20 protein-coding genes are annotated in these 25,252 nt (G+C 60.1%); 11 read left to right on the forward strand and 9 right to left on the reverse strand.

From position 1 onward, the window contains the following. Window positions 1–1,194 (reverse strand): NAD(P)/FAD-dependent oxidoreductase, encoded by a 1,194-nt coding sequence (locus ABLU95_RS10245; protein ID WP_348879369.1) that lies wholly within the window; start codon window positions 1,192–1,194, stop codon window positions 1–3. Window positions 1,195–1,423: 229 nt separating this feature from the next. Between ABLU95_RS10245 and pitA the strand changes: the two genes are divergently transcribed. Further along, window positions 1,424–2,920 (forward strand): inorganic phosphate transporter PitA, encoded by a 1,497-nt coding sequence (gene pitA / locus ABLU95_RS10250; RefSeq protein ID WP_004204940.1) that lies wholly within the window; start codon window positions 1,424–1,426, stop codon window positions 2,918–2,920. A 59-nt stretch (window positions 2,921–2,979) separates the two neighbouring features. On the opposite strand, the gene uspB is transcribed toward pitA, so the two are convergent. Further along, entirely contained in the window at window positions 2,980–3,315 is a 336-nt protein-coding gene (uspB, locus tag ABLU95_RS10255; protein WP_002921203.1) for a universal stress protein UspB, read from the reverse strand. Window positions 3,316–3,697: 382 nt separating this feature from the next. Here uspB and uspA point away from each other — a divergent pair, with 382 nt between their 5' ends. Next, window positions 3,698–4,135, forward strand: coding sequence for a universal stress protein UspA (uspA, locus tag ABLU95_RS10260; protein WP_004145166.1), 438 nt, complete (start codon window positions 3,698–3,700; stop codon window positions 4,133–4,135). Window positions 4,136–4,390: 255 nt separating this feature from the next. Then, window positions 4,391–5,866, forward strand: coding sequence for a dipeptide/tripeptide permease DtpB (dtpB, locus tag ABLU95_RS10265; RefSeq protein WP_032454295.1), 1,476 nt, complete (start codon window positions 4,391–4,393; stop codon window positions 5,864–5,866). 139 nt (window positions 5,867–6,005) lie between these two features. On the opposite strand, the gene rsmJ is transcribed toward dtpB, so the two are convergent. From rsmJ to ABLU95_RS10280, 3 genes are all read right to left on the reverse strand, one after another. Continuing rightward, window positions 6,006–6,758 (reverse strand): 16S rRNA (guanine(1516)-N(2))-methyltransferase RsmJ, encoded by a 753-nt coding sequence (rsmJ, locus tag ABLU95_RS10270; RefSeq protein WP_032429010.1) that lies wholly within the window; start codon window positions 6,756–6,758, stop codon window positions 6,006–6,008. Between the two features lie 7 nt (window positions 6,759–6,765). Continuing rightward, window positions 6,766–8,808, reverse strand: coding sequence for an oligopeptidase A (prlC, locus tag ABLU95_RS10275; protein WP_044524999.1), 2,043 nt, complete (start codon window positions 8,806–8,808; stop codon window positions 6,766–6,768). A gap of 182 nt (window positions 8,809–8,990) precedes the next feature. After that, entirely contained in the window at window positions 8,991–10,262 is a 1,272-nt protein-coding gene (locus tag ABLU95_RS10280) for a phosphatase PAP2 family protein (protein WP_348879372.1), read from the reverse strand. Window positions 10,263–10,455: 193 nt separating this feature from the next. On the opposite strand from ABLU95_RS10280, the gene ABLU95_RS10285 reads away from it, so the two are divergent. Then, window positions 10,456–11,298 carry a 23S rRNA (adenine(2030)-N(6))-methyltransferase RlmJ gene (locus tag ABLU95_RS10285; protein WP_044525001.1) on the forward strand — a complete coding sequence of 281 codons (843 nt, stop codon included), beginning with the start codon at window positions 10,456–10,458 and terminating at the stop codon, window positions 11,296–11,298. 72 nt (window positions 11,299–11,370) lie between these two features. Further along, window positions 11,371–12,723 carry a glutathione-disulfide reductase gene (gene gorA, locus ABLU95_RS10290; RefSeq protein WP_348879374.1) on the forward strand — a complete coding sequence of 451 codons (1,353 nt, stop codon included), beginning with the start codon at window positions 11,371–11,373 and terminating at the stop codon, window positions 12,721–12,723. A gap of 32 nt (window positions 12,724–12,755) precedes the next feature. Here the strand turns inward: gorA and ABLU95_RS10295 are convergent, their stop codons facing one another. Together ABLU95_RS10295 and ABLU95_RS10300 are read right to left on the reverse strand one after the other, a co-directional pair. Further along, a complete protein-coding gene (locus ABLU95_RS10295) occupies window positions 12,756–13,847 on the reverse strand; it encodes a serine hydrolase domain-containing protein (protein ID WP_348879395.1) in 1,092 nt (363 codons plus the stop codon). A 195-nt stretch (window positions 13,848–14,042) separates the two neighbouring features. After that, the gene (locus ABLU95_RS10300; protein ID WP_348879376.1) at window positions 14,043–14,666 is read right to left on the reverse strand and encodes a glutathione S-transferase; all 624 of its coding nucleotides are present in this window, start codon (window positions 14,664–14,666) and stop codon (window positions 14,043–14,045) included. Between the two features lie 126 nt (window positions 14,667–14,792). Between ABLU95_RS10300 and ABLU95_RS10305 the strand changes: the two genes are divergently transcribed. The 3 genes from ABLU95_RS10305 to ABLU95_RS10315 all read left to right on the forward strand — a co-directional run bounded on the left by ABLU95_RS10305 (window position 14,793) and on the right by ABLU95_RS10315 (window position 18,433). Beyond that, window positions 14,793–15,941, forward strand: coding sequence for an iron-containing alcohol dehydrogenase (locus ABLU95_RS10305; protein WP_086076079.1), 1,149 nt, complete (start codon window positions 14,793–14,795; stop codon window positions 15,939–15,941). Window positions 15,942–16,180: 239 nt separating this feature from the next. Further along, the gene (locus ABLU95_RS10310; RefSeq protein WP_023291282.1) at window positions 16,181–17,833 is read left to right on the forward strand and encodes an alpha,alpha-trehalase; all 1,653 of its coding nucleotides are present in this window, start codon (window positions 16,181–16,183) and stop codon (window positions 17,831–17,833) included. A gap of 66 nt (window positions 17,834–17,899) precedes the next feature. After that, window positions 17,900–18,433 carry a GNAT family protein gene (locus tag ABLU95_RS10315; RefSeq protein WP_086076077.1) on the forward strand — a complete coding sequence of 178 codons (534 nt, stop codon included), beginning with the start codon at window positions 17,900–17,902 and terminating at the stop codon, window positions 18,431–18,433. Window positions 18,434–18,467: 34 nt separating this feature from the next. Here ABLU95_RS10315 and ABLU95_RS10320 read toward each other — a convergent pair whose 3' ends face one another. Continuing rightward, complete coding sequence (locus ABLU95_RS10320) at window positions 18,468–19,226, reverse strand: SDR family oxidoreductase (protein WP_023291284.1); 759 nt, start codon at window positions 19,224–19,226, stop codon at window positions 18,468–18,470. Window positions 19,227–19,345: 119 nt separating this feature from the next. Here ABLU95_RS10320 and ABLU95_RS10325 point away from each other — a divergent pair, with 119 nt between their 5' ends. The 3 genes from ABLU95_RS10325 (at window position 19,346) to ABLU95_RS10335 (ending at window position 22,977) form a co-directional block, all read left to right on the forward strand. After that, window positions 19,346–20,245 carry a LysR family transcriptional regulator gene (locus ABLU95_RS10325; RefSeq protein WP_023291285.1) on the forward strand — a complete coding sequence of 300 codons (900 nt, stop codon included), beginning with the start codon at window positions 19,346–19,348 and terminating at the stop codon, window positions 20,243–20,245. A 106-nt stretch (window positions 20,246–20,351) separates the two neighbouring features. After that, window positions 20,352–21,383: an inner membrane protein YhjD gene (gene yhjD / locus ABLU95_RS10330; RefSeq protein WP_023291286.1), complete on the forward strand. Its 1,032-nt coding sequence runs from the start codon at window positions 20,352–20,354 to the stop codon at window positions 21,381–21,383. A 271-nt stretch (window positions 21,384–21,654) separates the two neighbouring features. After that, window positions 21,655–22,977 carry an MFS transporter gene (locus ABLU95_RS10335; protein ID WP_017900001.1) on the forward strand — a complete coding sequence of 441 codons (1,323 nt, stop codon included), beginning with the start codon at window positions 21,655–21,657 and terminating at the stop codon, window positions 22,975–22,977. 37 nt (window positions 22,978–23,014) lie between these two features. Here ABLU95_RS10335 and ABLU95_RS10340 read toward each other — a convergent pair whose 3' ends face one another. Further along, window positions 23,015–25,066: an AsmA family protein gene (locus tag ABLU95_RS10340; RefSeq protein WP_044525006.1), complete on the reverse strand. Its 2,052-nt coding sequence runs from the start codon at window positions 25,064–25,066 to the stop codon at window positions 23,015–23,017. Window positions 25,067–25,252: the final 186 nt, after the last annotated feature.

A 25,252-nucleotide genomic window follows, 5' to 3' on the forward strand; every position in this document is an offset into this window, starting at 1 on the left:
TTAAGCGTCCACCAGCGCCTGCGCGCAGGCCCAGGCGCTTGACCACGCCCACTGGAAGTTATACCCGCCGAGCCAGCCGGTGACGTCCATCACTTCGCCGATAAAGTAGAGGCCCGGCGCCTTGCGCGCCTCCATAGTACGCGACGAGAGCTCATTGGTGTCCACGCCGCCGAGGGTCACCTCCGCCGTCCGGTAGCCTTCGGTGCCGTTCGGCTGTACGCGCCAGGCGGTCAGCGTCGCCACCAGCGCCTGCTGGTCGCGAACGTTCAGCTGCTTCAGCGTGACATCAGGAATTTGCCCCAGCTGCTGCAGGCACTCCACCAGCCGCTTCGGCAACTGCATCGCGAGGGTGTTTTTCAGGCTCTGGTTGGGATGCGCGCCGCGCTGCTCATTAAGGAAGTCTTCAAGATTGCAGTCCGGCAGCAGATTCACGGTGACGAACTCGCCGGGCTGCCAGTAGCTGGAAATTTGCAGCACCGCCGGTCCGGAAAGGCCGCGATGGGTGAACAGCAGATTTTCGCGGAACAGGGTGCCGTTCTCGGCGGTGATGGTCGACGGCACCGAGACGCCGGAGAGAACCTGCAGCTGCTCAAGCAGCGGCTTGTGCAGGGTAAACGGCACCAGACCCGCACGGGTCGGCAGCACCTTCAGGCCGAACTGTTCGGCGATTTTATAGCCGAACGGCGAGGCGCCAAGGCCCGGCATCGACAAGCCGCCGGAGGCGATCACCAGCTTTTTGGTCGCCAGCGTTTCGCCGTTCACCTGGAGCCGGTAGCCTTGCTCATCGCACTCGACGCTGAGGATTTCGCTGCGCAGGCGGATCTGCACGCCGCCCTTTTCGCATTCCGCCAGCAACAGATTGACGATCTGTTCCGCCGAATCATCGCAAAACAGCTGACCGAGGGTTTTCTCATGCCAGGCGATGCCATATTTGCCGACCAGCTCGATAAAGTCCCACTGGGTGTAGCGCGCCAGGGCAGATTTGCAAAAATGCGGGTTTTGGCTCAAATAGGCCGCCGGCTCAACATACATATTGGTAAAGTTGCAGCGACCGCCGCCGGACATCAGAATTTTTCGTCCCGGCTTTTTGCCGTTGTCGAGCAGCAGAACGCGACAGCCGAGCTGCCCCGCCTGCGCTGCGCAAAACATTCCCGCCGCTCCGGCGCCAACGACAATGGCATCAAACCTTTCCACAGCGCATTCCTCGTTCCCCAATTGTCGGGTTTTGTAAATATTTCACTCTGGTCACACCAGCGGGAAAAATCCCGCATTAGATACATCATTGAAAGATATAGGATTACTCCCAACAGGGTAAAACCTAAACAGGAAGAAAATCAAAAAAAGTCTATATTTCACTTTGCCCGCGCCGCTAAAGTCACTGATAATGCGCCGCGTTCATGTCCTCAAAATGGCGTAACGTCCTATGCTACATTTATTTGCCGGTCTGGATTTACATACCGGACTATTATTATTGCTTGCTTTAGCTTTTGTACTGTTTTACGAAGCGATTAACGGTTTCCATGATACCGCAAACGCGGTGGCTACGGTTATCTACACTCGCGCTATGCGCTCACAGCTCGCTGTGGCGATGGCGGCGCTCTTCAACTTCTTCGGCGTTCTGCTGGGGGGTCTCAGCGTAGCCTATGCCATCGTGCATATGCTGCCGACCGATCTGCTGCTTAACATGGGTTCCGCACATGGCCTCGCCATGGTGTTCTCTATGCTGCTGGCGGCGATCATCTGGAACCTCGGCACCTGGTACTTCGGTCTGCCGGCATCCAGTTCCCATACGCTGATCGGCGCTATCATCGGGATCGGTCTCACCAATGCCTTAATGACCGGTACGTCGGTCGTTGACGCGCTGAATATCCCGAAAGTCATCGGCATTTTTGGATCGCTGATTATCTCGCCTATCGTCGGCCTGGTGATCGCGGGCGGCCTGATTTTCCTGCTGCGTCGCTACTGGAGCGGCACCAAGAAACGGGCGCGTATCCACCTGACCCCAGCGGAGCGTGAAAAGAAAGACGGCAAGAAAAAGCCGCCGTTCTGGACCCGTATCGCCCTGATCCTGTCCGCTATCGGCGTGTCGTTCTCTCACGGCGCTAACGATGGACAGAAAGGCATTGGTCTGGTGATGCTGGTCCTGATCGGCGTCGCCCCGGCGGGCTTCGTGGTGAATATGAACGCCTCCGGTTACGAAATCACCCGTACCCGCGATGCGGTCAACAACGTGGAAACCTTCTTCCAGCAGCGCCCTGACCTGCTGAAGAAAGCCACCGGCGTTGACCAGTTGGTTCCCTCTCCGGACACCAATACCGCGGCCAACGGCGAGTTTCATTGTCATCCGGCGAACACCATCAACGCCCTTGACCGCGTGAAGACCATGCTGACCGGCGTTGAGAACTACGAGTCGCTAAAACCGGAACAGCGCGGCCAGCTGCGTCGCATCATGCTCTGCATCTCCGACACCACCGACAAAGTGGCGAAACTGCCGGACGTGAGCGCTGACGACCAGCGTCTGCTGAAGAAACTGAAAACCGATATGCTGAGCACCATCGAGTACGCGCCAATCTGGATTATCATGGCGGTCGCACTGGCGCTGGGTATTGGCACCATGATCGGCTGGCGCCGCGTGGCGACCACTATCGGTGAGAAGATTGGTAAGAAGGGCATGACCTACGCCCAGGGGATGTCGGCGCAGATGACCGCGGCGGTGTCTATCGGTCTGGCGAGCTACACCGGGATGCCGGTCTCCACCACCCACGTACTCTCCTCCTCGGTAGCGGGGACGATGCTGGTGGATGGCGGTGGTCTGCAGAAAAAGACGGTGACGAGCATTCTGATGGCCTGGGTGCTGACCCTGCCGGCAGCGATTATCCTTTCAGGCGTCCTTTACTGGCTCTCCCTGAAGCTGATTTAAGCGCTATTCGTTCAAAACGGGCCAGCTTGCTGGCCCGTTTTTTTATCCCGAAGATGCCGTCAGTGCCAGATCATCAACGCAATCAGGCTCACCACCACCAGGCCGCACAGGGCGCTGGTCAGAATAAACTGGCGACGAACACGTTCGCAGCGACGAATAAATTCATCGTCATGATGGTCACGGTAGCGCTGGGCATAGATATACCACACCAGGCGCATCTGTTTGCTGGGCTGCCCGTGCGAGGTAAAAAAGCCGCCGCCATCGACGTACTGATAGAGCAAGGGATCGCAACCACGTAGCACAACCAATAATGCACGCAACGATGAGAAGTAGCGTGCCATATTCACCACACAAACGACACACAGGGCCCAAAACAGCGCAATAGTGCTGATCATACCTCCTCCCCGGCGACCCGCCCACGGAGAAACCCTCCGCGGCTACCGCTCCCCAAATAACCGACGACAATACCGTAAAGAGTGCGATTCCGATCACATTTATTTTTCCGACCGGCTCATTAAATAGTGTAGGAGATCCATTAATTTTTTTACCACAAGGTTATTCGTTATCAATACGTAAGACGGATAAATTTGTTTAACTTTTAGGTGAACCCAGTGCATTGACGGAGTGCGGGGGGCGCTATAAGGTAAGAAATATCTTCTACAATGAAGTCCTTAAAGGCTACCCTCCCGCGAATGTAGCACGCAGGACGCGGGCGAAACGGCAGCGCCAGCTGTCAGGTCCAATGGTCATCGACAAACTTATGGAAGGAGTAACACTATGGCTTACAAACATATTCTGATTGCAGTAGACCTGTCCCCGGAGAGTAAAGTACTGGTTGAAAAAGCCGTTTCTATGGCCCGCCCGTATAACGCGAAAGTCTCCCTGATCCACGTGGATGTGAATTACTCCGACCTCTACACCGGGCTGATTGACGTGAACCTCGGCGACATGCAAAAACGCATCTCCGAAGAGACCCATCACGCGCTGACCGAGCTCTCGACCAACGCCGGCTACCCGATCACCGAGACCCTGAGCGGCAGCGGCGACCTGGGCCAGGTGCTGGTCGATGCGATTAAAAAATATGATATGGACCTGGTGGTCTGCGGCCACCATCAGGACTTCTGGAGCAAGCTGATGTCCTCTGCCCGTCAGCTGATCAACACCGTCCATGTCGACATGCTGATTGTCCCGCTACGCGACGAAGAAGACGAATAACCGTCCCGTTGTGTCATGCCAGACGCCCGCCGCTGCGGGCGTTTTTATTTTCGCTTCCGCCTCGCCAGACAATAGAGCTTAACTCCATAAAAAAGCCATTCAATTAGTGTGATCAACCAGTTATTCACTAAAACATCTATATAATAATCTATTCAATAAGCCAATAACCGCAGCATGGCGAGTTATCAGACATTTTCGGCGCGTTCTGGCATACGCGTTCATACTTTTTGGGAAAGTAATACAAGGCGAAGGAATATGAATACAACTGCACCTACGGGCTTGCTGCAGCAACCTCGTCCGTTCTTTATGATCTTCTTTGTGGAGCTCTGGGAACGTTTTGGCTATTACGGCGTTCAGGGGATCCTGGCGGTCTTCTTTGTGAAACAGTTGGGCTTCTCTCAGGAACAGGCCTTTATCACCTTCGGCGCCTTCGCGGCGCTGGTTTACGGGCTGATCTCCATCGGCGGCTACGTGGGCGACCATCTGCTGGGGACCAAACGCACGCTGGTGCTCGGCGCGATTGTGCTGGCCATCGGCTACTTTATGACCGGGATGTCGCTGCTGAAACCGCAGCTGATCTTTATCGCCCTCGGCACCATCGCCGTCGGCAACGGTTTGTTTAAAGCCAACCCGGCGAGCCTGCTGTCAAAATGCTATCCGCCGAAGGATGCCCGTCTCGACGGGGCGTTTACCCTGTTTTATATGTCGATAAACATCGGTTCGCTGCTGTCGCTGTCGCTGGCGCCGGTGATCGCGGAAAAGTTTGGCTACGCGGTGACCTATAACCTGTGCGGCGCGGGGCTGATTATCGCGCTGCTGGTCTACCTCGCCTGCCGCGGGATGGTGAAAGAGATTGGTTCAGAGCCCGATCATCGCCCCCTCAGCCTGCGCAATCTGGCGCTGGTGCTGGCCGGTACGGTGGTAATGATTTTTCTCTGCGCCTGGCTGATGCATAACGTGATGATCGCCAACCTGGTGCTGATTGTCCTGTCGGTTGTGGTCATTGCGTTCTTTTTCCGCGAGGCGTTTCGCCTTGATAAAACCGGGCGCAACAAAATGTTCGTCGCCTTTATCCTGATGATCGAGGCGGTGCTGTTTTACATTCTCTACGCCCAGATGCCGACCTCGCTGAACTTCTTCGCCATCAATAACGTCCATCATCAGATCCTGGGTTTTACCATCAACCCGGTCAGTTTCCAGGCCCTGAACCCCTTCTGGGTGGTGGTGGCCAGCCCGGTGCTGGCGGCGATCTACACCCATCTCGGCCACAAGGGTAAAGACCTGACCATGCCGGTGAAATTTACCCTCGGGATGTTCCTCTGCGCGCTGGGCTTCCTTACCGCCGCGGCCGCCGGGATGTGGTTCGCCGACGCCCAGGGATTAACCTCGCCGTGGTTTATTGTGCTGGTTTATCTGTTCCAGAGCCTGGGCGAGTTGCTGATCAGCGCCCTGGGGCTAGCGATGGTCGCCGCGCTGGTGCCGCAGCATCTGATGGGCTTTATTCTGGGGATGTGGTTCCTGACCCAGGCCGCCGCGTTCCTGCTCGGCGGCTATGTGGCGACCTTCACCGCGGTGCCGGAAAATATCACCGACCCGCTGCAGACGCTGCCCGTTTACACCAGCGTGTTCAGTAAAATTGGCCTGGTGACCCTGGGGGTCACGGTAGTGATGGCGCTGATGGTGCCGTGGCTGAACCGGATGATTAATACCCCGGGGGAAGCTGAGCGGTAGAGATGATCGTCGGTTTACGCCTTTCTCAGCCCGGCATGCGGGAATGATATCCATCTGATATATAAATGATTATGTAGGCCGGGTAAGGCGTAGCCGCCACCCGGCAGCATGACGGCGCGATGCCTGATAGATTGCAAATTTACGCCGGCGTACCGGCGTAAATATCAAACCGATGCCCTTTGGTCACCACCGCGTTCGGCGTGGCGACTTCCGCCAGCGGCGGCGCGTAATCCGGGCGCTTCACCACCACCCGTTTGGTCGCCAGCTGGCGCGCCGGGGCCAGCAGGCCATCGGCGTCTAAATCGGGCCCCACCAGCGACTGAAAGACGCGCATCTCTTTCTTCACCAGCGCGCTTTTCTGCTTATGCGGGAACATCGGGTCGAGGTAGACCACCTGCGGACGCGGGGTAATATCGGTCAGCGCCGTCAGGCTGGAGGCGTGGATCAGCTGCAGCCGCTCCTGCAGCCAGCCGCCGATTTCCGCATCGGCATAGCCGCGGGCCAGGCCATCGTCGAGCAGCGCGGCGACCACCGGATTACGCTCCAGCATCCGCACGCGACAGCCGACCGACGCCAGCACAAAGGCGTCACGCCCCAATCCGGCGGTGGCATCGACGACATCCGGCAGATAATCGCCTTTAATACCGACCGCTTTGGCCACCGCTTCTCCGCGACCGCCGCCAAACTTGCGCCGGTGGGCCATCGCCCCGCCGACGAAATCGACGAAGATACCGCCGAGTTTGGGCTCATCGCGCTTACGCAGCTCCAGATGCTCAGCGGTCAGCACCAGCGCCATCAGGTTATCGTCATCCTGCTCCAGCCCCCAGCGGGCGGCTAAAACAGATAAGGCGCCGTCTCCGGCGCCCGTTTCATCAATTAAGCAGATCTTCACCGCAGAGTTAACCCTTGATCCCGTAATGCTCCAGCATCGCATCCAGCTGCGGCTCGCGCCCGCGGAAGCGTTTGAACAGCACCATCGGCTCTTCAGAACCGCCGCGGCTCAGGATGTTATCGAGGAACGACTGACCGGTTTCGCGATTGAAGATCCCCTCTTCTTCGAAGCGTGAGAAGGCGTCTGCCGCCAGCACGTCGGCCCACAGGTAGCTGTAGTAACCCGCCGCGTAACCGCCGGCGAAGATATGGCTGAAGGCGTGCGGGAAGCGGCCCCAGGTTGGTCCCGGCACCACGGCGACCTGCTTTTTAATCTCCGCGAGGGTCTCAAGGATTTTCGCCCCCTGCTCCGGCTTGTACTCCGCGTGCAGGCGGAAATCGAACAGGCCGAACTCCAGCTGGCGCAGAATAAACATCGCCGCCTGGTAGTTTTTCGCCGCCAGCATTTTCTCCAGCAGCGCCTGCGGCAGCGGTTCACCGGTTTCATAATGACCGGAGATAAAGGCCAGCGCTTCCGGCTCCCAGCACCAGTTTTCCATAAACTGGCTCGGCAGCTCGACCGCGTCCCACGGCACCCCGCTGATGCCGGAAACCCCGGCGGTATCGATGCGGGTCAGCATGTGGTGCAGACCGTGGCCGAACTCGTGGAACAGGGTGATCACTTCGTCGTGGGTGAACAGCGCCGGTTTGCCGTTGACCGGACGGTTGAAGTTACAGGTCAGGTAGGCGACCGGCTTCTGCAGGGAACCATCCAGCTTACGCATCTGGCCGACACAGTCGTCCATCCACGCCCCGCCGCGCTTGTGCTCGCGGGCATACAGGTCGAGATAGAAGCTGCCGCGCAGCTCGTTGTGTTCGTCATACAGCTCGAAGAAGCGCACTTCCGGATGCCACACGTCGACATCGGTACGCTCTTTGGCGGTAATGCCGTAAATGCGCTTCACCACTTCGAACAGACCGTTAACGGCTCTGTTTTCCGGGAAATAGGGGCGCAGCTGCTCATCGCTGATGCTGTAGAGATGCTGTTTCTGTTTTTCGCTGTAGTAAGCGATGTCCCACGGCTGCAGCTCTTCGACGCCGAACTCGGCTTTAGCGAAAGCGCGCAGCTGGGCCAGCTCTTTTTCGCCCTGCGGACGGGCGCGTTTTGCCAGGTCGGTGAGGAAGTCGAGCACCTGCTGCGGATCCTCCGCCATTTTGGTGGCGAGGGATTTAAAAGCGTAGCTGTCAAAGCCCAGCAGCTGCGCCAGCTCGTGGCGCAGGGCGAGGATCTCCGCCATCACCGGGCTGTTATCCCATTTACCGGCGTTTGGCCCCTGGTCGGAGGCGCGCGTGGAGTAGGCGCGGTACATCTCTTCGCGCAGCGCCTGATTGTCGCAGTAGGTCATCACCGGCAGGTAGCTCGGGATATCCAGGGTCAGCAGATACCCTTCCTGCTCTTTGGCCTGGGCCTGCGCCTGAGCGGCGGCCAGCGCGCTTTCCGGCATACCGGCCAGATCGGCGACGTCGGTCACCAGCTTGTTCCAGCCCATGGTGGCGTCAAGGACGTTGTTGCTGTACTGGTTGCCCAGCTCAGAGAGGCGCGCGGCGATTTCACCGTAGCGTTTCTGCGCCTCCGGCGGCAGGCCAATACCGGATAATTCGAAATCGCGCAGCGCGTTATCCACCGCTTTTTTCTGCGCGGTATTCAGCGTGGCGTAGTTATCGCCATCGCGCAGATCGCGGTAGGCTTTATACAGGCCTTCATGCTGGCCGACCCAGGTGCTGTACTCGGAGAGCAGCGGCAGCGTCTGTTCGTAGGCCTCACGCAGTTCCGGGCTGTTTTTTACCGAATTGAGATGGCTGACAGGCGAGAAGATGCGTCCCAGCACATCGTCCACTTCCGCCAGCGGCTGGCAAAGATTTTCCCAGCTATACGGCGCGCCGTGCGCCACCGCGCTTTCCACCGCGGCCCGGCAATCCTCCAGCGCTTTGGTGACCGCAGGGACCACGTGCTCTGGTTTGATCGCAGAAAAAGGCGGCAGGGAAAAAGGCGTCAGTAATGGATTGGTCATATGCGCTGTCCTGTTGATAAGGGTGAGTGAAGCGCGCGTCCGGCGCTTATGCATGAGATCTAGAATGGGGGATAGTTGGGGGAATTTCAATGACGGGCGGTGCGTCAGCCTGGGTATTGCTGCGATAAGTCCGCCCGTTGCCGGAAAAGCGCGACACGCGGCGCAGCGTGCCGGAAACCGCATTAATGCCTTTTTTGCGCCATCTCCCAGGCCGCCGACAGATTCAGCCGCTGCCAGAACTGCTGTTCGGGGGTGGCGCCGGACAGCGGGTAGCCCGCCGGCAGCGCGGTGTTGACCATCAGCGCCCGGCGCTGGGCCGCTGACAGCTGCGGCAGGGCAGCCTCCAGCAGCACTTCCGCCCCCTCCGGCGCCTGCAGGCGCGGCTGCGGCCCCTTCTGCCGCGGCAGGTCGTAGGTCATGGTGAAACGAGTAAAATCACGCATCGCCGGATCGCGCCAGGGATCGTCTTTCACGCTGCTCTTCGCGCACTCGGCAAGCGACGTACCGCAGGCTTTCGCCAGCGCGGCGCGCAGCTGATCGCGGGCTTCGTTAAATAATACCCGGTAGCGCGGATCGTTAAGATAATGGGCCACGTTGCGCTCAGCCACCATCCGCGAGCCGATCACGTCCAGCGGATAGTGGACGCCCAGCACGATGCGCGAGTAGCCATAGCGGGCGCCGCGCGCCACCAGCGCGTCGTAGCGCTCCGGGATCATCGCCGCCAGCAGCAGCGCATCGGTATAGCCAGTGTTGGTGTGGCCACTGGGGAACGAGCCGCCGTCGGCGGTATAGGGCTGGTTATCCTTTACCACCACGTCGTCCGGCACCAGGTGAATGGTGTTGCCCTGGACCAGGAACGGCCGCGGATTGTGGAAGTGCTTTTTCGCCTCGCCGGTGCTGACTTCCGAGGCTTTGATCAGCGCCGCCGCTTTCCCCAGCGCGCCCTGGTCATAGGCGGTCAGAAACGCGTTGCCCAGACGAGGCCCCAGCGCGTCGCTGAGGAAATAGAGGTAGCTAATCCCTTGCGCATCGGCCAGCGCCTGACGGCGGGTGGTCTGCACGGCGTCGCGGTTGATGGCGGTCACCGTCGCCAGATTCTGCTTCACGACGGTCTCCGGCAGACTGCTGAACGCCGACAATAGCGCAATATCCGCCTGCTGGTTTGCCCGGGTCTGGAAGTCGTAGCCGCTGGCCTTCAGCCAGGCGGTATCGGCCTGGGTTTTGTTTTGTTTCGTGTGCGCCAACCGATCGCGGGTCAGCGTCGCGGCATCCCCTTGCAGCGCGTGGCGCAACTGCGCCAGCGCCTGTTGCTCAAGATCGTCATACGCCTGACTGGAGGCAGCCGGCGTCACGCTATTGGCGAGGGCCGCCGCCCTGTTCAGCGGGATGTCTTTAGCCAGAGCCGGTTGCGCCAGCAGCAGCGCGACGGCCAGCAGCGAGAGTTGCTTTTTCATTATTTTTCCTTTTATTCAAACAATTACCTTGCCTGTCTCCGACGCTAGCGCGGCCGTTTGACGCTTTTATGACAGCGTTATGTTTTGCAACGCTTTTGGCAGAAATGAAACAGCGCGGCGGCGCAGCGGTAATCTCGGCCGATCTGCGGTAAACTATCGGTTAACTTGTTTATTTCCCGGAATCTCTGCATCCATGCTCAGTTATCGCCACAGCTTTCACGCAGGCAACCACGCCGACGTCCTCAAACACACCGTTCAGAGCCTGATCATTGAAGCGCTGAAAGAGAAAGAAAAACCGTTTCTCTACCTGGACACCCACGCCGGCGCGGGCCGCTATCAGCTGAGCGGCGAGCACGCCGAGCGTACCGGCGAGTATCTCGAAGGCATCGCCCGCATCTGGCAGCAGGACGACCTGCCGGCAGAGCTTGAGCCCTATATTTCGGTGGTCGAACACTTCAACCGTAACGGCCAGCTGCGCTACTACCCGGGTTCTCCGCTGATCGCCCGCCAGCTGCTGCGCGAGCAGGACAGCCTGCAGATGACCGAGCTGCACCCGAGCGACTTCCCGCTGCTGCGCGCCGAGTTTCAGAAAGACGGCCGCGCGCGCGTCGATAAAGCCGATGGCTACCAGCAGCTGAAAGCCAAACTGCCGCCGGTCTCGCGCCGCGGTCTGATTCTGATCGACCCGCCGTACGAAATTAAAACCGACTATCAGGCGGTGGTGACCGGAATTAACGAAGGCTACAAACGCTTCGCCACCGGCACCTACGCGCTGTGGTACCCGGTGGTGCTGCGCGCGCAGATCAAACGCATGATCAAAGACTTAGAAGCCACTGGCATTCGCAAGATTCTGCAGATTGAGCTGGCGGTACGTCCTGACAGCGACCAGCGCGGCATGACCGCCTCCGGGATGATCGTCATCAACCCGCCGTGGAAGCTGGAGCAGCAGATGAACAATGTGCTGCCGTGGCTGCACAGCAAGCTGGTGCCGGCCGGTACCGGTCACACGACCGTCAGCTGGATCGTGCCGGAGTAATCGCAACCATCGGTGGAACCTTTTACGCCTCGCGTTACAATCGCGGCAATCAACGATTAAGGACATATGGGCATGAGCAAACATTATGATTACCTCGCCATCGGCGGCGGTAGCGGCGGTATCGCCTCGATTAACCGTGCGGCCATGTACGGCCAGAAGTGCGCGCTGATTGAAGCCAAAGCGCTGGGCGGCACCTGCGTCAACGTCGGCTGCGTGCCGAAAAAAGTGATGTGGCATGCGGCGCAGATCCGCGAAGCGATTCATCTTTACGGCCCGGACTACGGTTTCGATACCACCATCAACCATTTCGACTGGGAGAAGCTGGTCGCCAGCCGCAGCGCCTATATCGACCGCATTCATACCTCCTACGACAACGTGCTGGGTAAGAACAACGTCGACGTGATCAAAGGCTTTGCGCGCTTTGTCGATGCCCACACCGTGGAAGTGAACGGCGAAACCATTACGGCCGATCATATCCTGATCGCCACCGGCGGCCGTCCGAGCCACCCGACCATTCCGGGCGTGGAATACGGTATTGATTCCGACGGTTTCTTCGAACTGCCGGCGCTGCCGAAGCGCGTGGCGGTGGTCGGCGCGGGCTACATCGCCGTTGAGCTGGCGGGGGTGATTAACGGCCTCGGCGCTGAAACCCACCTGTTCGTGCGCAAGCACGCGCCGCTGCGCAGCTTCGATCCGCTGATCGTCGAAACGCTGGTGGAAGTGATGAACGCCGAAGGTCCGCAGCTGCATACCAACGCCATCCCGAAAGCGGTGGTGAAGCATGCCGACGGCAGCCTGACCCTTGAGCTGGAAGATGGCCGCAGCCAGACCGTTGACTGCCTGATCTGGGCGATTGGCCGCGAACCGGCGACCGATAACTTCAACCTGGCGGCTACCGGCGTGAAAACTGACGATAAAGGCTACATCGTCGTCGATAAGTTCCAGAACACCAGCGTGCCGGGCATCTACGCCGTGGGCGATAACACCGGTGCCGTTGAGCTGACCCCGGTGGCCGTGGCCGCAGGCCGTCGTCTCTCCGAACGCCTGTTTAACAACAAACCGGAAGAGCATCTGGACTACAACAACATTCCGACCGTGGTCTTCAGCCACCCGCCTATCGGCACCGTCGGCTTAACCGAGCCGCAGGCGCGCGAGCAGTATGGCGACGACGCCGTGAAGGTCTACAAATCCTCCTTCACCGCGATGTACACCGCCGCCACCTCGCACCGCCAGCCGTGCCGCATGAAGCTGGTGTGCGTCGGCCCGGAAGAGAAGATTGTCGGTATCCATGGCATCGGCTTCGGGATGGATGAGATGCTGCAGGGCTTTGCGGTGGCGTTGAAGATGGGCGCCACCAAAAAAGACTTCGACAACACCGTCGCCATTCACCCAACGGCGGCAGAAGAGTTTGTCACCATGCGCTAAGGCGCGCAGCCCCGTCTCCGGACGGGGCTTTTTTATTGCGCCGCCAGGTGACGCAGGATCTGGTGGCCGATATAGTTGCTCCAGTTAAAGCTGTTTTGCAGCACCACCACCGCATTCTGATTCGCTTTATCAAAACCGATATAGCTCGAATAGCCGCCGATGTACCCCACCTGATAGGTTAATTGCTGCTCGCCGAACGTGTCTGTTACCCAGGCGATATTCGCCGCTTCAATCCGCCGCGGATAATAGTCGACGCTAACGTCGCGCAACGCCTGGTCCAGCGCCGCCTGACCGGTGGGCGCGAAGTGGGCGCGGGCATAGTGAATCAGATCTCCGGCGTCGCTGTACAAACTCGCCGCACCGACCATGTTATGACGGAACTGCCAGTCCGGCGTCAGCGCGCCGCGGGGTTTAAATTTCGGCTGATCGCCAGCATGGCCCAGCGCCCGCCACGGATAATCACGCAGCGTTTGCGGCAGGAAGCTGGTGTTCCCCATCGCCAGCGGGCGGAAGATCATCCGCGAGGCCAGCGTCTCAATCGATTCGCCAGTCTGGTACTGGAGAAGATAGCCGAGGATCGCGTAGCCGAGGTTGGAGTAACTCGGCGCCGGTTCCGCCGGGGCCTGGAAATTCTGCAGATAACTCAGTACGCCATCGGCATCGAGCTCATGGTAGAAGTTTTCGCCATCGTTGAGATAGGCCAGCAGGTGCTCAAGCGACAGCATATTCATCGGTTGCCGCGGCAGCCCTGAGGTATGCGTCACCAGCTGCAGCAAGGTTATCTTACGGGCATCCTCACTCAGCGCGGTACCCGGCGGCAGCAGGGTCTGCAGCGTGTCGTGCCAGTGGAAACGACCTTCGTTCACCAGCATCGTGACCACTTCGGCGGTAACCCCTTTGCTCAGCGAGCCGAGGGCAAACAGCGTATGCGGGGTTATCGGGTAGCGATGTTGGTCATCGGTCACGCCGAAGCAGTGAAACTCCGCCGGGCCGTTATGATGAATAATTGCCACCACCATGCCGCTGACCTGCTTCTCGCGCATGTAATGCCTGACATAATCATCGACGGAAAGCCGCTGACCGTTGCGCCCTGTCAGACTGGTTTCATTGCTGGGCGGGCTCATTTGCGACAGCGTGCCGGAACAGCCTGAAATCAACAGTAATGCCAGTAGCACAAGGCCTAACCGTTTTTTCAAACTGCACCTGCCTGCCACACGTTATTTGGGATGGGATAAAAAATAGACGCGGGATCGTAGCGGCATTACCCCGCCAGTGCAAAGCGAATACGCTGAAAAATCGATAAGGCCCTGGCCCGTTCGCTACGCCACGCCGTTATTTCCATGGCGCATAAACGCCGGGCGCTGATTGAGCGCCATATACCAGCGCTCCACGGCCGGCATTTCCGGATGGGCAAAGGGCGTCATCTTCCAGCGATGCACCGACAGGCCCAGCACAATATCAGCCAGGGTGAAGTGCTCGCCGGCGACCCACGCCCCGGTCCGCTGCAGCTGCGCTTCGACAATGCGCACGCAGTGGGTCCAGGCGGCAATGCTCTCTTTAATCGCCGCCGGATCCTGAAAGCGAGGATCTTTACGCACCAGCCCCATAAAAGCATGGCGCCAGGCATTATTGAACTCGGTCGCCTGCCAGTCCATCCAGTGCTCCACCTCGGCGGCGGGCTGCGGCCCGGCGGGCAGCAGATCCCAGCGCTCCGCTTTTCGCGCCAGATAGCGGCAGATACTGTTCGACTCCCAGAGCACAAAGTCATCGTCCAGCAGCACCGGCACCAGGCTGTTAGGATTCAGGCGCTGAAATTCGGGGGTGTCCAGGGGCTTAAACCCGCTGCCGTAATCCTCCTGCTGGTACGCCAGCCCGATCTCCTCGCAGGTCCACAGCACTTTCCGTACATTGATTGAAGAGCGTTTGCCCAGAATTGTTAGCATCGTCAGCGATTCCTCAGCCATAAAAGAGAGTTCATTCACTCTACTCTATTGCCAGCCAGCAACAAGGCAGAGCGCTGGATAATGTGTATAGTTGATTCCAGCCTGTTTGCCGAAAAGGAACCCGACATGTTGACCCCTTTTACCGTTTTGATGCCTGCAAATATTCGTTTTGGCCGCGGTCAGGCCCAGAGCGCCGCCCCCTGGCTGGCGCAGCAGGGCGGTCCTGTTCTGCTGGTGCATGGCGCCAGCCCGGAGCGGGCGGCATTTCTCCGCCATCAGCTGGAGGCGCTGCAGCTGGCGGTCACGACGCTGGCGATAAGCCGCGAACCTTGGCTTATCGATATTGAGCAGGGCGTCCAGCTGGCGCGCGAGAAAGGGATCAGGGCGGTGGTCAGCCTCGGCGGCGGCGCGGTGATTGACGCCGGTAAGGCGATTGCGGCGCTGGCGCCCGCCACCGGCCCGCTGGTCGACTATCTGGAAGTCGTGGGAACCGGCCGTCAGCTGGAAGCCAGCCCGCTGCCGTTCGTGGCGATCCCCACCACCGCGGGCACAGGCGCGGAAGTCACTAAAAACGCGGTGATCAACGTCGTGGAACAGCAGCGGAAAGTGAGCCTGCGCGACGACCGGATGCTGCCTGACCTGGCCATTGTCGACCCGGCGCTAACCGACAACGCGCCGCGCAGCATCACCCTGGGCTCCGGCCTCGACGCCCTGACCCAGGTGATCGAGCCCTGGCTCTGCAGCCGGGCCACCCCTTTCACCGACGCCCTCTGTCAGCAGGCGATCCCGCGCGGCATCCGCGCGCTGAAGGTTCTGATGGAAAAAGAGTGCCCGGCCAGCCGCGACGAGATGGCCTGGGTCAGCCTGTGCGGCGGAGTGGCGCTGGCGAACGCCGGGCTGGGGGTGATCCACGGCCTCGCCGGCCCGCTGGGCGGCCTGAGCCGCGCCTCGCACGGCGCCTTATGCGGCAGCCTGCTGCCGTTTGGGCTGGCGCTGAATGAGTCGCAGATAAACGACCCCGCCCTGCGCCAGCGCTTCAACGACGTTCGCCGCTGGCTGGCCGACGGGCTGGAGGTCCCGGCGGATCGGGTCTGGGACAGCCTGCGGGAATGGAGCCATCGCGCCGGTCTCGGCACCCTGCGCGACCTCGGCGTGGCGCGCGACGCCCTGGAGCCGGCGGCGCTGGCCGCCAGCACCTCCTCGTCGATGAAGGCCAATCCGGTCAGCCTGAGCAGCGAACAGCTGCTGGAGATGCTGGAGGCGGCGTGGGAGTGAGCGCGCCGGGATAAAATTTTGTTGCATAATGAATGCTCCGAATTTTATCTTCACCTAATCGCGGATTTATTTATTATTTATCAACGAGTTAATTAGAAATCACGGCGTCCCCTGCAGGCGGAAAAGCGTGATCTAACGCACAGTTTACTTCACACTCACCGAAGCGACTGTCTACGCTTAAAAGACAAGGCCGGGTACGCCCGGCCGCGAACTCACGCTATCCGGAGGTCCGTATCGCTATGTTCAGCCAGAAATTACGCCACGTTGAAGACGACGAGTTAAGGATCGACATCGATCCCTGCTACGAAGCCGATCCGTACGAATTAAAGCTGGATGAGATGATTGACGCTGAACCGGAGCCTGAGGTGATCGAGGGGCTTCCGGCCTCCGATGCCCTCACCCCGGCGGATCGCTATCTTGAGCTGTTTACCAACGTGCAGAAATCACGCATTTTTGCCGACAGCAAAACTTTTCCCGACTGCGCGCCGAAACACGACCCGCTGGACATCCTGCGGAACTACCGGAAGGTCAAACGCCAGCCCGATTTCGACCTGCGGCAGTTCGTTGAGGATAATTTCTGGCTGCCGGAGAGCCATACCGACGTCTACACCTCCGACCCCAGCCTGACGCTGAAAGAGCATATCGATAAGCTATGGCCGGTGTTGACCCGCGAGCCTCAGGATCATATCCCCTGGTCATCGCTGCTGGCGCTGCCGCAGGCCTATATCGTGCCCGGCGGTCGCTTTAGCGAAACCTATTACTGGGACTCTTATTTCACCATGCTGGGGCTGGCGGAGAGCGGCCGGGAAGATCTGCTGAAATGCATGGCCGATAACTTCGCCTGGCTGATTGAAACCTACGGTCACATTCCGAACGGCAACCGCACCTACTACCTCAGCCGCTCGCAGCCCCCGGTGTTCGCCCTGATGGTCGAACTCTTTGAAGAGGACGGCGTGCGCGGCGCGAAGCGCTATCTGGATCATCTGAAGATGGAGCATGCCTTCTGGATGGACGGCGCCGAGTCGCTGATCCCGCATCAGGCGTATCGGCACGTGGTGCGCATGCCGGATGGCTCCCTGCTCAATCGCTACTGGGACGACCGGGACACGCCGCGGGATGAATCGTGGCGCGAGGACGTGGAGACCGCCCGACACTCCGGACGGCCGGCCAATGAAGTCTACCGCGACCTGCGGGCGGGCGCCGCGTCCGGCTGGGACTACTCCAGCCGCTGGCTGCGGGATATCACGCGACTGGCCAGTATCCGCACCACGCAGTTTATCCCCATCGACCTGAACGCCTTCCTGTTCAAGCTGGAGACGACCATCGCCAACCTCTCCGGCCTGAAGGGCGATCGCGAGACGGAAGCGGCCTTCCGCCAGAAGGCTCAGGATCGGCGGGCGGCGGTTAACCGCTATCTGTGGGACGATGAGAACGGCTGTTTTCGCGATTATGACTGGCGCCGCGAACAGCTGGCGCTGTTTTCCGCCGCCAGCATTGTCACCCTTTACGTCGGCCTGGCGACCCACGAACAGGCGGAACGCCTTGCCGATGCGGTGCGGGCCCGCCTGCTCACCCCCGGCGGGATCATGGCCACCGAATACGAGAGCGGCGAGCAGTGGGATAAACCCAACGGCTGGGCGCCGCTGCAGTGGATGGCGGTGCAGGGATTTAAACGCTACGGCCAGGATCCGCTGGGCGATGAGATCGCCTGGAGCTGGCTGCAGACGGTCAACCACTTCTACAAGCAGCACCACAAACTGATTGAGAAATACCATATCGCCACCGGCGTTCCGCATGAGGGCGGCGGCGGGGAGTATCCCCTGCAGGATGGCTTCGGCTGGACCAACGGCGTCGTGCGCCGGCTGATTGGCCTCTACGGCGAGCCAACCTAGTCGGGCTGTTCCCGGCGGCCTTCTCCTGCTATGTTCAGAGGATTCGCCCTGCCCGGAATGACGCTTATGCCTGAACTTCTGACGCCGCGCCTGCGCTGCTCACCGCTGCAGCTGGACGACTGGTCGTTTTTTCTTTCCCTGCAGCAGGATCCGCAGGTCATGCTTTACGTGGCCGACCCCAGGCCGCAGGCGGCCATCCGCGAGGCGTTCGATTCGCGGCTGCCGCCGTGGACGCCCGGGGATGAACACTGGCTGTGCCTGGTGGTGCGCGACAGGCTGACCCATACCCCGCTCGGCCTCACCGGTTACCAACATCATCAGCGCGACATTGCCGAGGTCGGCTTTCTCTTCGCTCCGGCGGCGCAGGGTCGTGGCTACGGCTACGAATCGCTGCGCGCGCTGTGCGACTACGCCTTCACCACCGGCGGCGTCCGCCGCCTGACCGCCAGCGTCACCGCCGGCAACGAGGCGTCCAGGCAGTTACTGCTCAAAGCCGGCTTCCGGCTGGAGGGGGAGCTGCGGGAGAACTACTGGCTCAACGGGCGCTGGCACAATGACTGGCTGTTCGGTCGGCTGCGCGCGGAGGGCGATGCGCCCTAGCGCACCGCCGCTCACGGTCTGACGGCAGCGGGGTTCAGAGGAACATCCCTCCCGAGACTTCCACGCGCTGCGCGTTCATCCACGCCAGCTCATCGCTGAGCAGGGCGGCGATGGCGTCGCCGATATCATCCGGCAGCCCGACGCGCCCCAGCGCGGTCTGGGCGGCGATATGCCGATTCACCTCGGCGTTATCGCGCACCACCCCGCCGCCAAAGTCGGTCTCAATGGCCCCCGGCGCGATGATGTTCACCGATATCCCCCGTCCGCCCAGCTCTTTCGCCTGATAGCGGGTCAGAACCTCCATCGCCCCCTTCATCGCGGCGTAGGCCGCATAGCCCGGCAGGGCAAAGCGCGCCAGGCCGCTGGAAACGTTGAGGATACGCCCCCCGTCCTGCAGGAGGGGCAGCAGCCGCTGGGTCAGGAAAAACGGGCCTTTGAACTGGATGTTCATCAGCTCGTCAAACTGCGCTTCGCTGGTCTCGGCGAAGGGGACGTTGAGGCCGATCCCGGCGTTGTTCAGTAAATAATCAAAGGTGGTGCGTCCCCACTTCTGCGCCAGCACCTGCGCCACCTCGCTGGCGAAAGCGTCGAATGTTGAAGGATCGCCGACGTTCAGCGCCAATGCTGCCGCCTTCACTCCTTTTTGCTCAATCTCCGCCACCACCTCGAGCGCCGCCTGGCGGTTGCTGTGATAGGTCAGAAGAATGTCGGTTCCCTTCGCCGCCAGCTTCAACGCGGCGTTTTTACCCAGACCGCGGCTGCCGCCGGTCACTAAAGCGATACGTTGTGTCATCAGAAGACCCCTTTCAGGTTGCGTTGTGATTGTGTTCCAGCTTATTAACTGCCAATGAAACAATAAATACGCTACATTACGTTTTACTGTTTCATTCACAACAACAATAGGCCATCGGCATGGATAAAATTCATGCAATGCAGTTATTCATTCGCGTAGCGGATCTGGAGAGTTTCTCCCGCGCCGCCGAGACCCTGGCGCTGCCGAAAGGCAGCGTCTCGCGGCAGATTCAGGCCCTGGAAAGCCATCTTGGCGTGCGGCTTCTGCACCGCACCACCCGCCGGGTTCAGCTCACCCAGGATGGAATGGTCTACTACGAGCGGGCGAAGGATCTGCTGAGCAACCTCGACGAACTGGACGGTATGTTTCAGCACGATCCGGCGAGCATCAGCGGCCGGCTGCGGGTGGATATGCCGGTCGGTTTTGCCAAAAAGCTGGTGATCCCGCACCTGCCGGCTTTTTTGCAGCAGTATCCGGGCATCGAACTGGAGCTGAGCAGCAGCGACCGGCTGGTGGACGTGATCCGCGAGGGGTTTGACTGCGTGGTGCGCGTCGGCGCGCTCAAAGACTCCGGGCTTATCGCCCGCCCGCTGGGCAAGCTGACGCAAATTAACTGCGCCAGCCCGGACTACCTGACCCGTTTTGGCTACCCGCAATCCCTGGAGGATCTGGCGGATCATGCCCTGATCCACTACGCCAGCACCCTCGGGGTCCGTCCTTCCGGCTTCGAGGTGGTGATCGACGGCGCCGTGCGCTGGGTAAAAAGCGGCGGCATATTGACGGTCAACAGCACGGAAACCTATCAGGCGGCCTGTATCGCCGGGCTGGGAATTATTCAGGTGCCACGCACCGGCGTGCGCGAGGCGTTACGCGCCGGCGAACTGATTGAGATCCTGCCCCAGTACCGCGCTGAGCCGCTGCCGGTCTCGCTTATCTACCCGCACCGGCGCAATCTCTCCCGCCGCGTGCATCTGTTTATGGAGTGGCTGGGCGGGCTGATGAAAGATTACGTCGATTGATCCGCGCGGAGGGTGAACGGGGGGCGGGCAGATGCGTTCCTGCAGGATACGGCATTTAAGGTATACTTTTTGCTGAATCTCGCGGTAAAAAAGGAAGAAATCACGTATGACGCCGGAAAACGACGATCGACGCCCCCCTCAGGAACCGGACACGCAGCCGGAGAAAAACAAAAGCCCCCTCGACGCTCTCAATGACACGGCCGTCGGGCAAAAAGCCAGCCAGGCGCTGAAGACCGTCACCGGAACGGCGGCCAAAGTGCAGCGCAACCCGGTAGTCGCCCACCTGATACGCGCCGCAGAGCGCTTCAACGACCGGCTGGGCAATCAGTTCGGCGCGGCCATCACCTACTTCTCGTTCCTGTCGATGATCCCGATCCTGATGGTCTCGTTTGCCGCCGCCGGCTTCGTGCTGGCCTGGCATCCGACCCTGCTGCAGGACATTTTCGACAAAATTCTGCAAAACGTCAGCGACCCGACGCTGGCGGCGACGCTGAAAAACACCATCAACACCGCGGTGCAGCAGCGCACCGCCGTCGGCCTCGTCGGCCTGCTGGTGGCGCTCTATTCCGGTATTAACTGGATGGGCAACCTGCGCGAAGCGATCCGCGCTCAGTCGCGCGACGTCTGGGAGCGCCGGCCGCAGGACGAGGAGAAAATCTGGATAAAATACTTCCGCGATCTTATCTCGCTGATCGGTCTGCTGGTGGCGCTGATTATTACGCTGTCGATCACCTCTGTCGCCGGTTCCGCCCAGCAGTTGATTATCTCCGCGCTATATCTGGATAATATTGAATGGCTGAAACCCGCCTGGCGGCTGATCGGTCTCGCCATCTCGATTTTTGCCAACTACCTGCTCTTTTTCTGGATCTTCTGGCGGCTGCCGCGCCACCGTCCGCGGCGCAAAGCCCTGTTTCGCGGCACGCTTATCGCGGCGATTGGCTTTGAAATCATCAAAATCGTCATGACCTGGACGCTGCCGGCGCTGGTGAAATCCCCTTCCGGGGCGGCGTTCGGATCGGTGCTGGGGCTGATGGCCTTTTTCTATTTCTTTGCCCGCCTGACGCTGTTCTGCGCCGCGTGGATCGCCACCGCGGAGTATAAAGACGACCGGCGGATGCCGGGCAAAACCCACCGCTGAGGTATTGCGAGGATGAATAAAAGAGGCAAAATTCATCCTCGCGCTTGATTTCAGCAGATAAATCCAGGACGTAACTTTTATTTAACGAAAAACTGGTTTTATTCTCTATCTTTTTAATTGTGTGAAGCATTTCATAGAACTATTTTTTCTGGCGTAAAAATTATCCGCTTTTTGCCTCTTTTTTGCTCATTTTCCGCGTTTGTTACAGATTGAAATGTCCCGATGGCTGTGGCTATATGGCTTTTCGTTCGCGCAAAAATAAGAAAGATCTATGCAAGCCACAGCCACCACACTCGAAAACACGCAGGAAACCGCCCCGGTCAACTCACGCAACAAAGTCGTTGTCGCCTCGCTCATTGGCACCGCCATTGAGTTTTTCGACTTCTACATCTATGCCACTGCCGCGGTCATCGTCTTCCCGCATATCTTCTTCCCGCAGGGCGATGCCGCCGCGGCCACCCTGCAGTCGCTGGCCACCTTCGCCATCGCCTTCGTCGCCCGGCCAATCGGCTCCGCGCTGTTTGGCCACTTCGGCGATCGCGTCGGCCGGAAGGTCACCCTGGTGGCCTCGCTGTTAACCATGGGGATCTCCACTGTGGTGATCGGCCTGCTGCCCGGCTATGAAAGCATTGGCATTGTCGCGCCGATGCTGCTGGCGCTGGCGCGCTTCGGTCAGGGACTTGGCCTCGGAGGGGAGTGGGGCGGCGCAGCGCTGCTGGCAACGGAAAACGCCCCGGCGCGCAAGCGCGCCCTGTATGGCTCCTTCCCGCAGCTGGGCGCGCCGATCGGCTTCTTCTTCGCCAACGGCACCTTCCTGCTGCTCTCCTGGCTGTTAACCGATCAGCAGTTTATGGAGTGGGGCTGGCGCGTGCCGTTTATCTTCTCCGCGGTGCTGGTGATCATCGGTCTGTATGTTCGCGTTTCGCTGCATGAGACCCCGGTCTTCGCCAAAGTGGCGGCGGCGAAAAAACAGGTCAAAATCCCGCTGGGTACCCTGTTGACCAAACACGTCCGCGTGACGGTGCTGGGCACCTTCATCATGCTGGCAACCTATACCCTGTTCTACATCATGACCGTCTACTCGATGACCTTCAGCACCGGCGCGGCGCCGAATGGCCTGGGCCTGCCGCGTAACGAAGTGCTGTGGATGCTGATGATGGCGGTGATTGGCTTTGGCGTAATGGTGCCGATCGCCGGCCTGCTGGCGGACGCCTTTGGTCGTCGTAAGAGCATGATTATCATCACCACGATGATTATTTTGTTCGCCCTGTTCGCCTTTAAACCGCTGCTGGGTTCCGGTAACCCGCTGCTGGTCTTTGCCTTCCTGCTGCTGGGCTTAAGCCTGATGGGACTGACCTTTGGCCCGATGGGCGCGCTGCTGCCGGAGCTGTTCCCGACGGAAGTGCGCTACACCGGGGCGTCGTTCTCCTATAACGTGTCGTCGATCCTCGGCGCCTCGGTCGCGCCGTACATTGCCGCCTGGCTGCAGGGCAACTATGGCCTCGCGGCGGTCGGCACCTATCTGGCGGCGATGGCGGCGCTGACGCTGATCGCCCTGCTGCTGACCCACGAGACCCGCCACCAGTCGTTGTGATCCTTCGCCCTGACGCCGCTGGCGTCAGGGCTCTCCCCTACTTTTTCATTTGCGACAATATGGTCCGGCACTGGTTGCTATCGCCCTCCGCCGGGGAGATCAGCGCCAGCAGCGCGGCAGCCGGCGTCACCAGAGTAGCCAGGGCCGCCGCTACCGCGCCGCGGACAATCAGCGGCCCGGCCTTCACCCCCGCCTGCGGCGATTTAAAGGTGCCGCGAACATACAGCGGGGAACGCAGGGTGATCACCCGGAAGCCCTTGCTTTCCGGATCGATGGTCAGGTCCAGCTGTTCGGAGGCGAAGCTGGCGGTCCCGGTCACATTGATCAGCGCGTTTTCCGTATCGAAGGCAAAAATCTGCGGCCGGGCGACGCCGTTGGTCACGTCGATATTGGCCGCCGCGCAGTTCACCCGAACCTCCTCATCGCCAAAAATCTGGCCGATCAGGTAGTTGCCGACGTTAAGGCCGAGAATTTCCATCAGGTTGCGACTGATCAGGCCGTCGTTCATCAGCAGCTTCAGGTTGCCGTTGCTGTTGCCGAGCAGGGCCGCCACCGAGTTGCCGCTGCCGCGCAGCTGAACGTCGCCATTCATCTCGCCGAGGGTTTTCTGCATCATCTCGACGTTCGGCATCAGCGCCTTCAGCTTCAGGCGCCGCGCCTGCAGATTGGCCTCACCCTGCAGCGGCTTTTTATCGCCCTGCAGGTGCACGCTGCCGGCAATCGACCCGTTGGCCAGGCCAAAGCGAACCGGCTGCAGGCGCAGGTCGCCATCCTCCAGGATCACGTGGGTCGCCAGATCGCTGATCGGCAGCGTACCGCCGTGCTCAATTCTCCGGCCCTTAAAGCGCACATCGGCATCCATCACCTGCCATTTATCGGTTTCAAAGCGGTCCGCCGGCAGCACTTTACCCGCCGGCTGCGGCCGATCGCCCGCCTGGCGCACTGCGCTTTTCTTCGTCCCTTTGCCGGAGTCGACGCCGATTAACGGCCCGAGATCCGCCAGCCGCAGCTGCTTCGACTCCATGTCGCCGCTGAGCTTCGGCCGCGGTTTGCCAGTGGTATAGGTCAGGGAACCATGAATGTCGCTATCGCCGATCCGGCCGTTAAAATTCTGATAGTCAAAGCGCATGCTGTTTTTCTGCTTAAAGTCGGCGCGCAGACGGCCGTCGGTGGAGAACGACGGCGTCTCCGGCAGCAGCACGCCGGTCAGGTCGTAGAGATCGCGCAGCGAATCGCCGGCGAATTTCAGCCGCAGGTCAATGCCGCCGACGTTGAGCGGATCGCTGACCGTGCCGCTGAACGCCACCCGCGTATTGCCGGAGCGGAAGTCGCCCTGCAGCGGGAAAGGCGTGCTTGCGCTGCGCAGAGCCAGCATGCCGCCGATTTTACCGTTGCCGGTGACCGGCTGGTCCTTATAGCGGCCCTTCAGCGACAGGCCAAAGACGTAGTCGCCTGGTTTCGCCGCGCTATGCCGATCCTTCGTGCCAGTGACTTCGCTGAACGGCAGCGGTTTGCCGAGGGGATCGACGAGAATGGTGATATCGCTGCGGGTGATCTTGTCATCAATGGCGATAGTCCCGCGATCGAAGAGAATGTTATCGAGGCGGAAAGACCAGCTGGAGGGGGCGCTGTCCCCCGCGGCACGCTGATCGCCAGCCAGCTGAAAGGTCCAGTTATTGTTGTCTTCCGCCAGGCGGATCAGCCGCACGTCGGGCTGTTCCAGCTTGATCCACGGCAGATACACCGTTTTGCTCAGCAGCGCCAGCGGGGCGAGGGTCGCCTCCACCCGCGGCAGGTGGATCATGGTCACCTGGGGAATGGCCGGCGGGTTGCCCAGCACGATATCTTCCGCGTGCACATGGGGCCACGGGATCCAGCTGCGCCAGCCGCGCTCTTCCGGCTGCCGCTCCCAGACCACGCCGAGATCGCCGCGGATGGCGAACGGGCGGTTCAGCTCGGCAGATACTTTCTGATTAATCGTCGGCTTCAGCCGGTTCCAGTCGAAGGTGGCCAACACGATAAAGAAGAGAACGATCAGCAACAGTATCGTTCCTGTGATGATAACCAACGTTTTACGGGTTCTGCTCATCCCTACTCCGCTCCTTTTGCATCACGTCAGTCCTGAATATAGTCAAAAAGCGGCGTTTCTCCTGGAAATGCGCTTTTCGTCACATTACGCGCGTCAGGTCAAAAAAATAATGGAACGATGTTTTAATATGATTGACCAGCAAAACAGCGCAGCGCACACTAGCGCTTATATCGATTCCATTGCAGG

This window comes from Klebsiella sp. GG_Kp146 (assembly GCF_040061975.1).
GTDB classification, from domain to species: domain Bacteria; phylum Pseudomonadota; class Gammaproteobacteria; order Enterobacterales; family Enterobacteriaceae; genus Klebsiella; species Klebsiella quasipneumoniae.

Coding starts and splice junctions, on each gene's coding strand:
- pitA (WP_004204940.1), top strand. CDS start 1,424: ATGCTACATTTATTTGCCGGTCTGGATTTACATACCGGACTATTATTA.
- uspB (WP_002921203.1), bottom strand. CDS start 3,315: ATGATCAGCACTATTGCGCTGTTTTGGGCCCTGTGTGTCGTTTGTGTG.
- uspA (WP_004145166.1), top strand. CDS start 3,698: ATGGCTTACAAACATATTCTGATTGCAGTAGACCTGTCCCCGGAGAGT.
- dtpB (WP_032454295.1), top strand. CDS start 4,391: ATGAATACAACTGCACCTACGGGCTTGCTGCAGCAACCTCGTCCGTTC.
- prlC (WP_044524999.1), bottom strand. CDS start 8,808: ATGACCAATCCATTACTGACGCCTTTTTCCCTGCCGCCTTTTTCTGCG.
- ABLU95_RS10280 (WP_348879372.1), bottom strand. CDS start 10,262: ATGAAAAAGCAACTCTCGCTGCTGGCCGTCGCGCTGCTGCTGGCGCAA.
- ABLU95_RS10285 (WP_044525001.1), top strand. CDS start 10,456: ATGCTCAGTTATCGCCACAGCTTTCACGCAGGCAACCACGCCGACGTC.
- gorA (WP_348879374.1), top strand. CDS start 11,371: ATGAGCAAACATTATGATTACCTCGCCATCGGCGGCGGTAGCGGCGGT.
- ABLU95_RS10295 (WP_348879395.1), bottom strand. CDS start 13,847: ATGAGCCCGCCCAGCAATGAAACCAGTCTGACAGGGCGCAACGGTCAG.
- ABLU95_RS10300 (WP_348879376.1), bottom strand. CDS start 14,666: ATGCTAACAATTCTGGGCAAACGCTCTTCAATCAATGTACGGAAAGTG.
- ABLU95_RS10305 (WP_086076079.1), top strand. CDS start 14,793: ATGTTGACCCCTTTTACCGTTTTGATGCCTGCAAATATTCGTTTTGGC.
- ABLU95_RS10310 (WP_023291282.1), top strand. CDS start 16,181: ATGTTCAGCCAGAAATTACGCCACGTTGAAGACGACGAGTTAAGGATC.
- ABLU95_RS10315 (WP_086076077.1), top strand. CDS start 17,900: ATGCCTGAACTTCTGACGCCGCGCCTGCGCTGCTCACCGCTGCAGCTG.
- ABLU95_RS10320 (WP_023291284.1), bottom strand. CDS start 19,226: ATGACACAACGTATCGCTTTAGTGACCGGCGGCAGCCGCGGTCTGGGT.
- ABLU95_RS10325 (WP_023291285.1), top strand. CDS start 19,346: ATGGATAAAATTCATGCAATGCAGTTATTCATTCGCGTAGCGGATCTG.
- yhjD (WP_023291286.1), top strand. CDS start 20,352: ATGACGCCGGAAAACGACGATCGACGCCCCCCTCAGGAACCGGACACG.
- ABLU95_RS10335 (WP_017900001.1), top strand. CDS start 21,655: ATGCAAGCCACAGCCACCACACTCGAAAACACGCAGGAAACCGCCCCG.
- ABLU95_RS10340 (WP_044525006.1), bottom strand. CDS start 25,066: ATGAGCAGAACCCGTAAAACGTTGGTTATCATCACAGGAACGATACTG.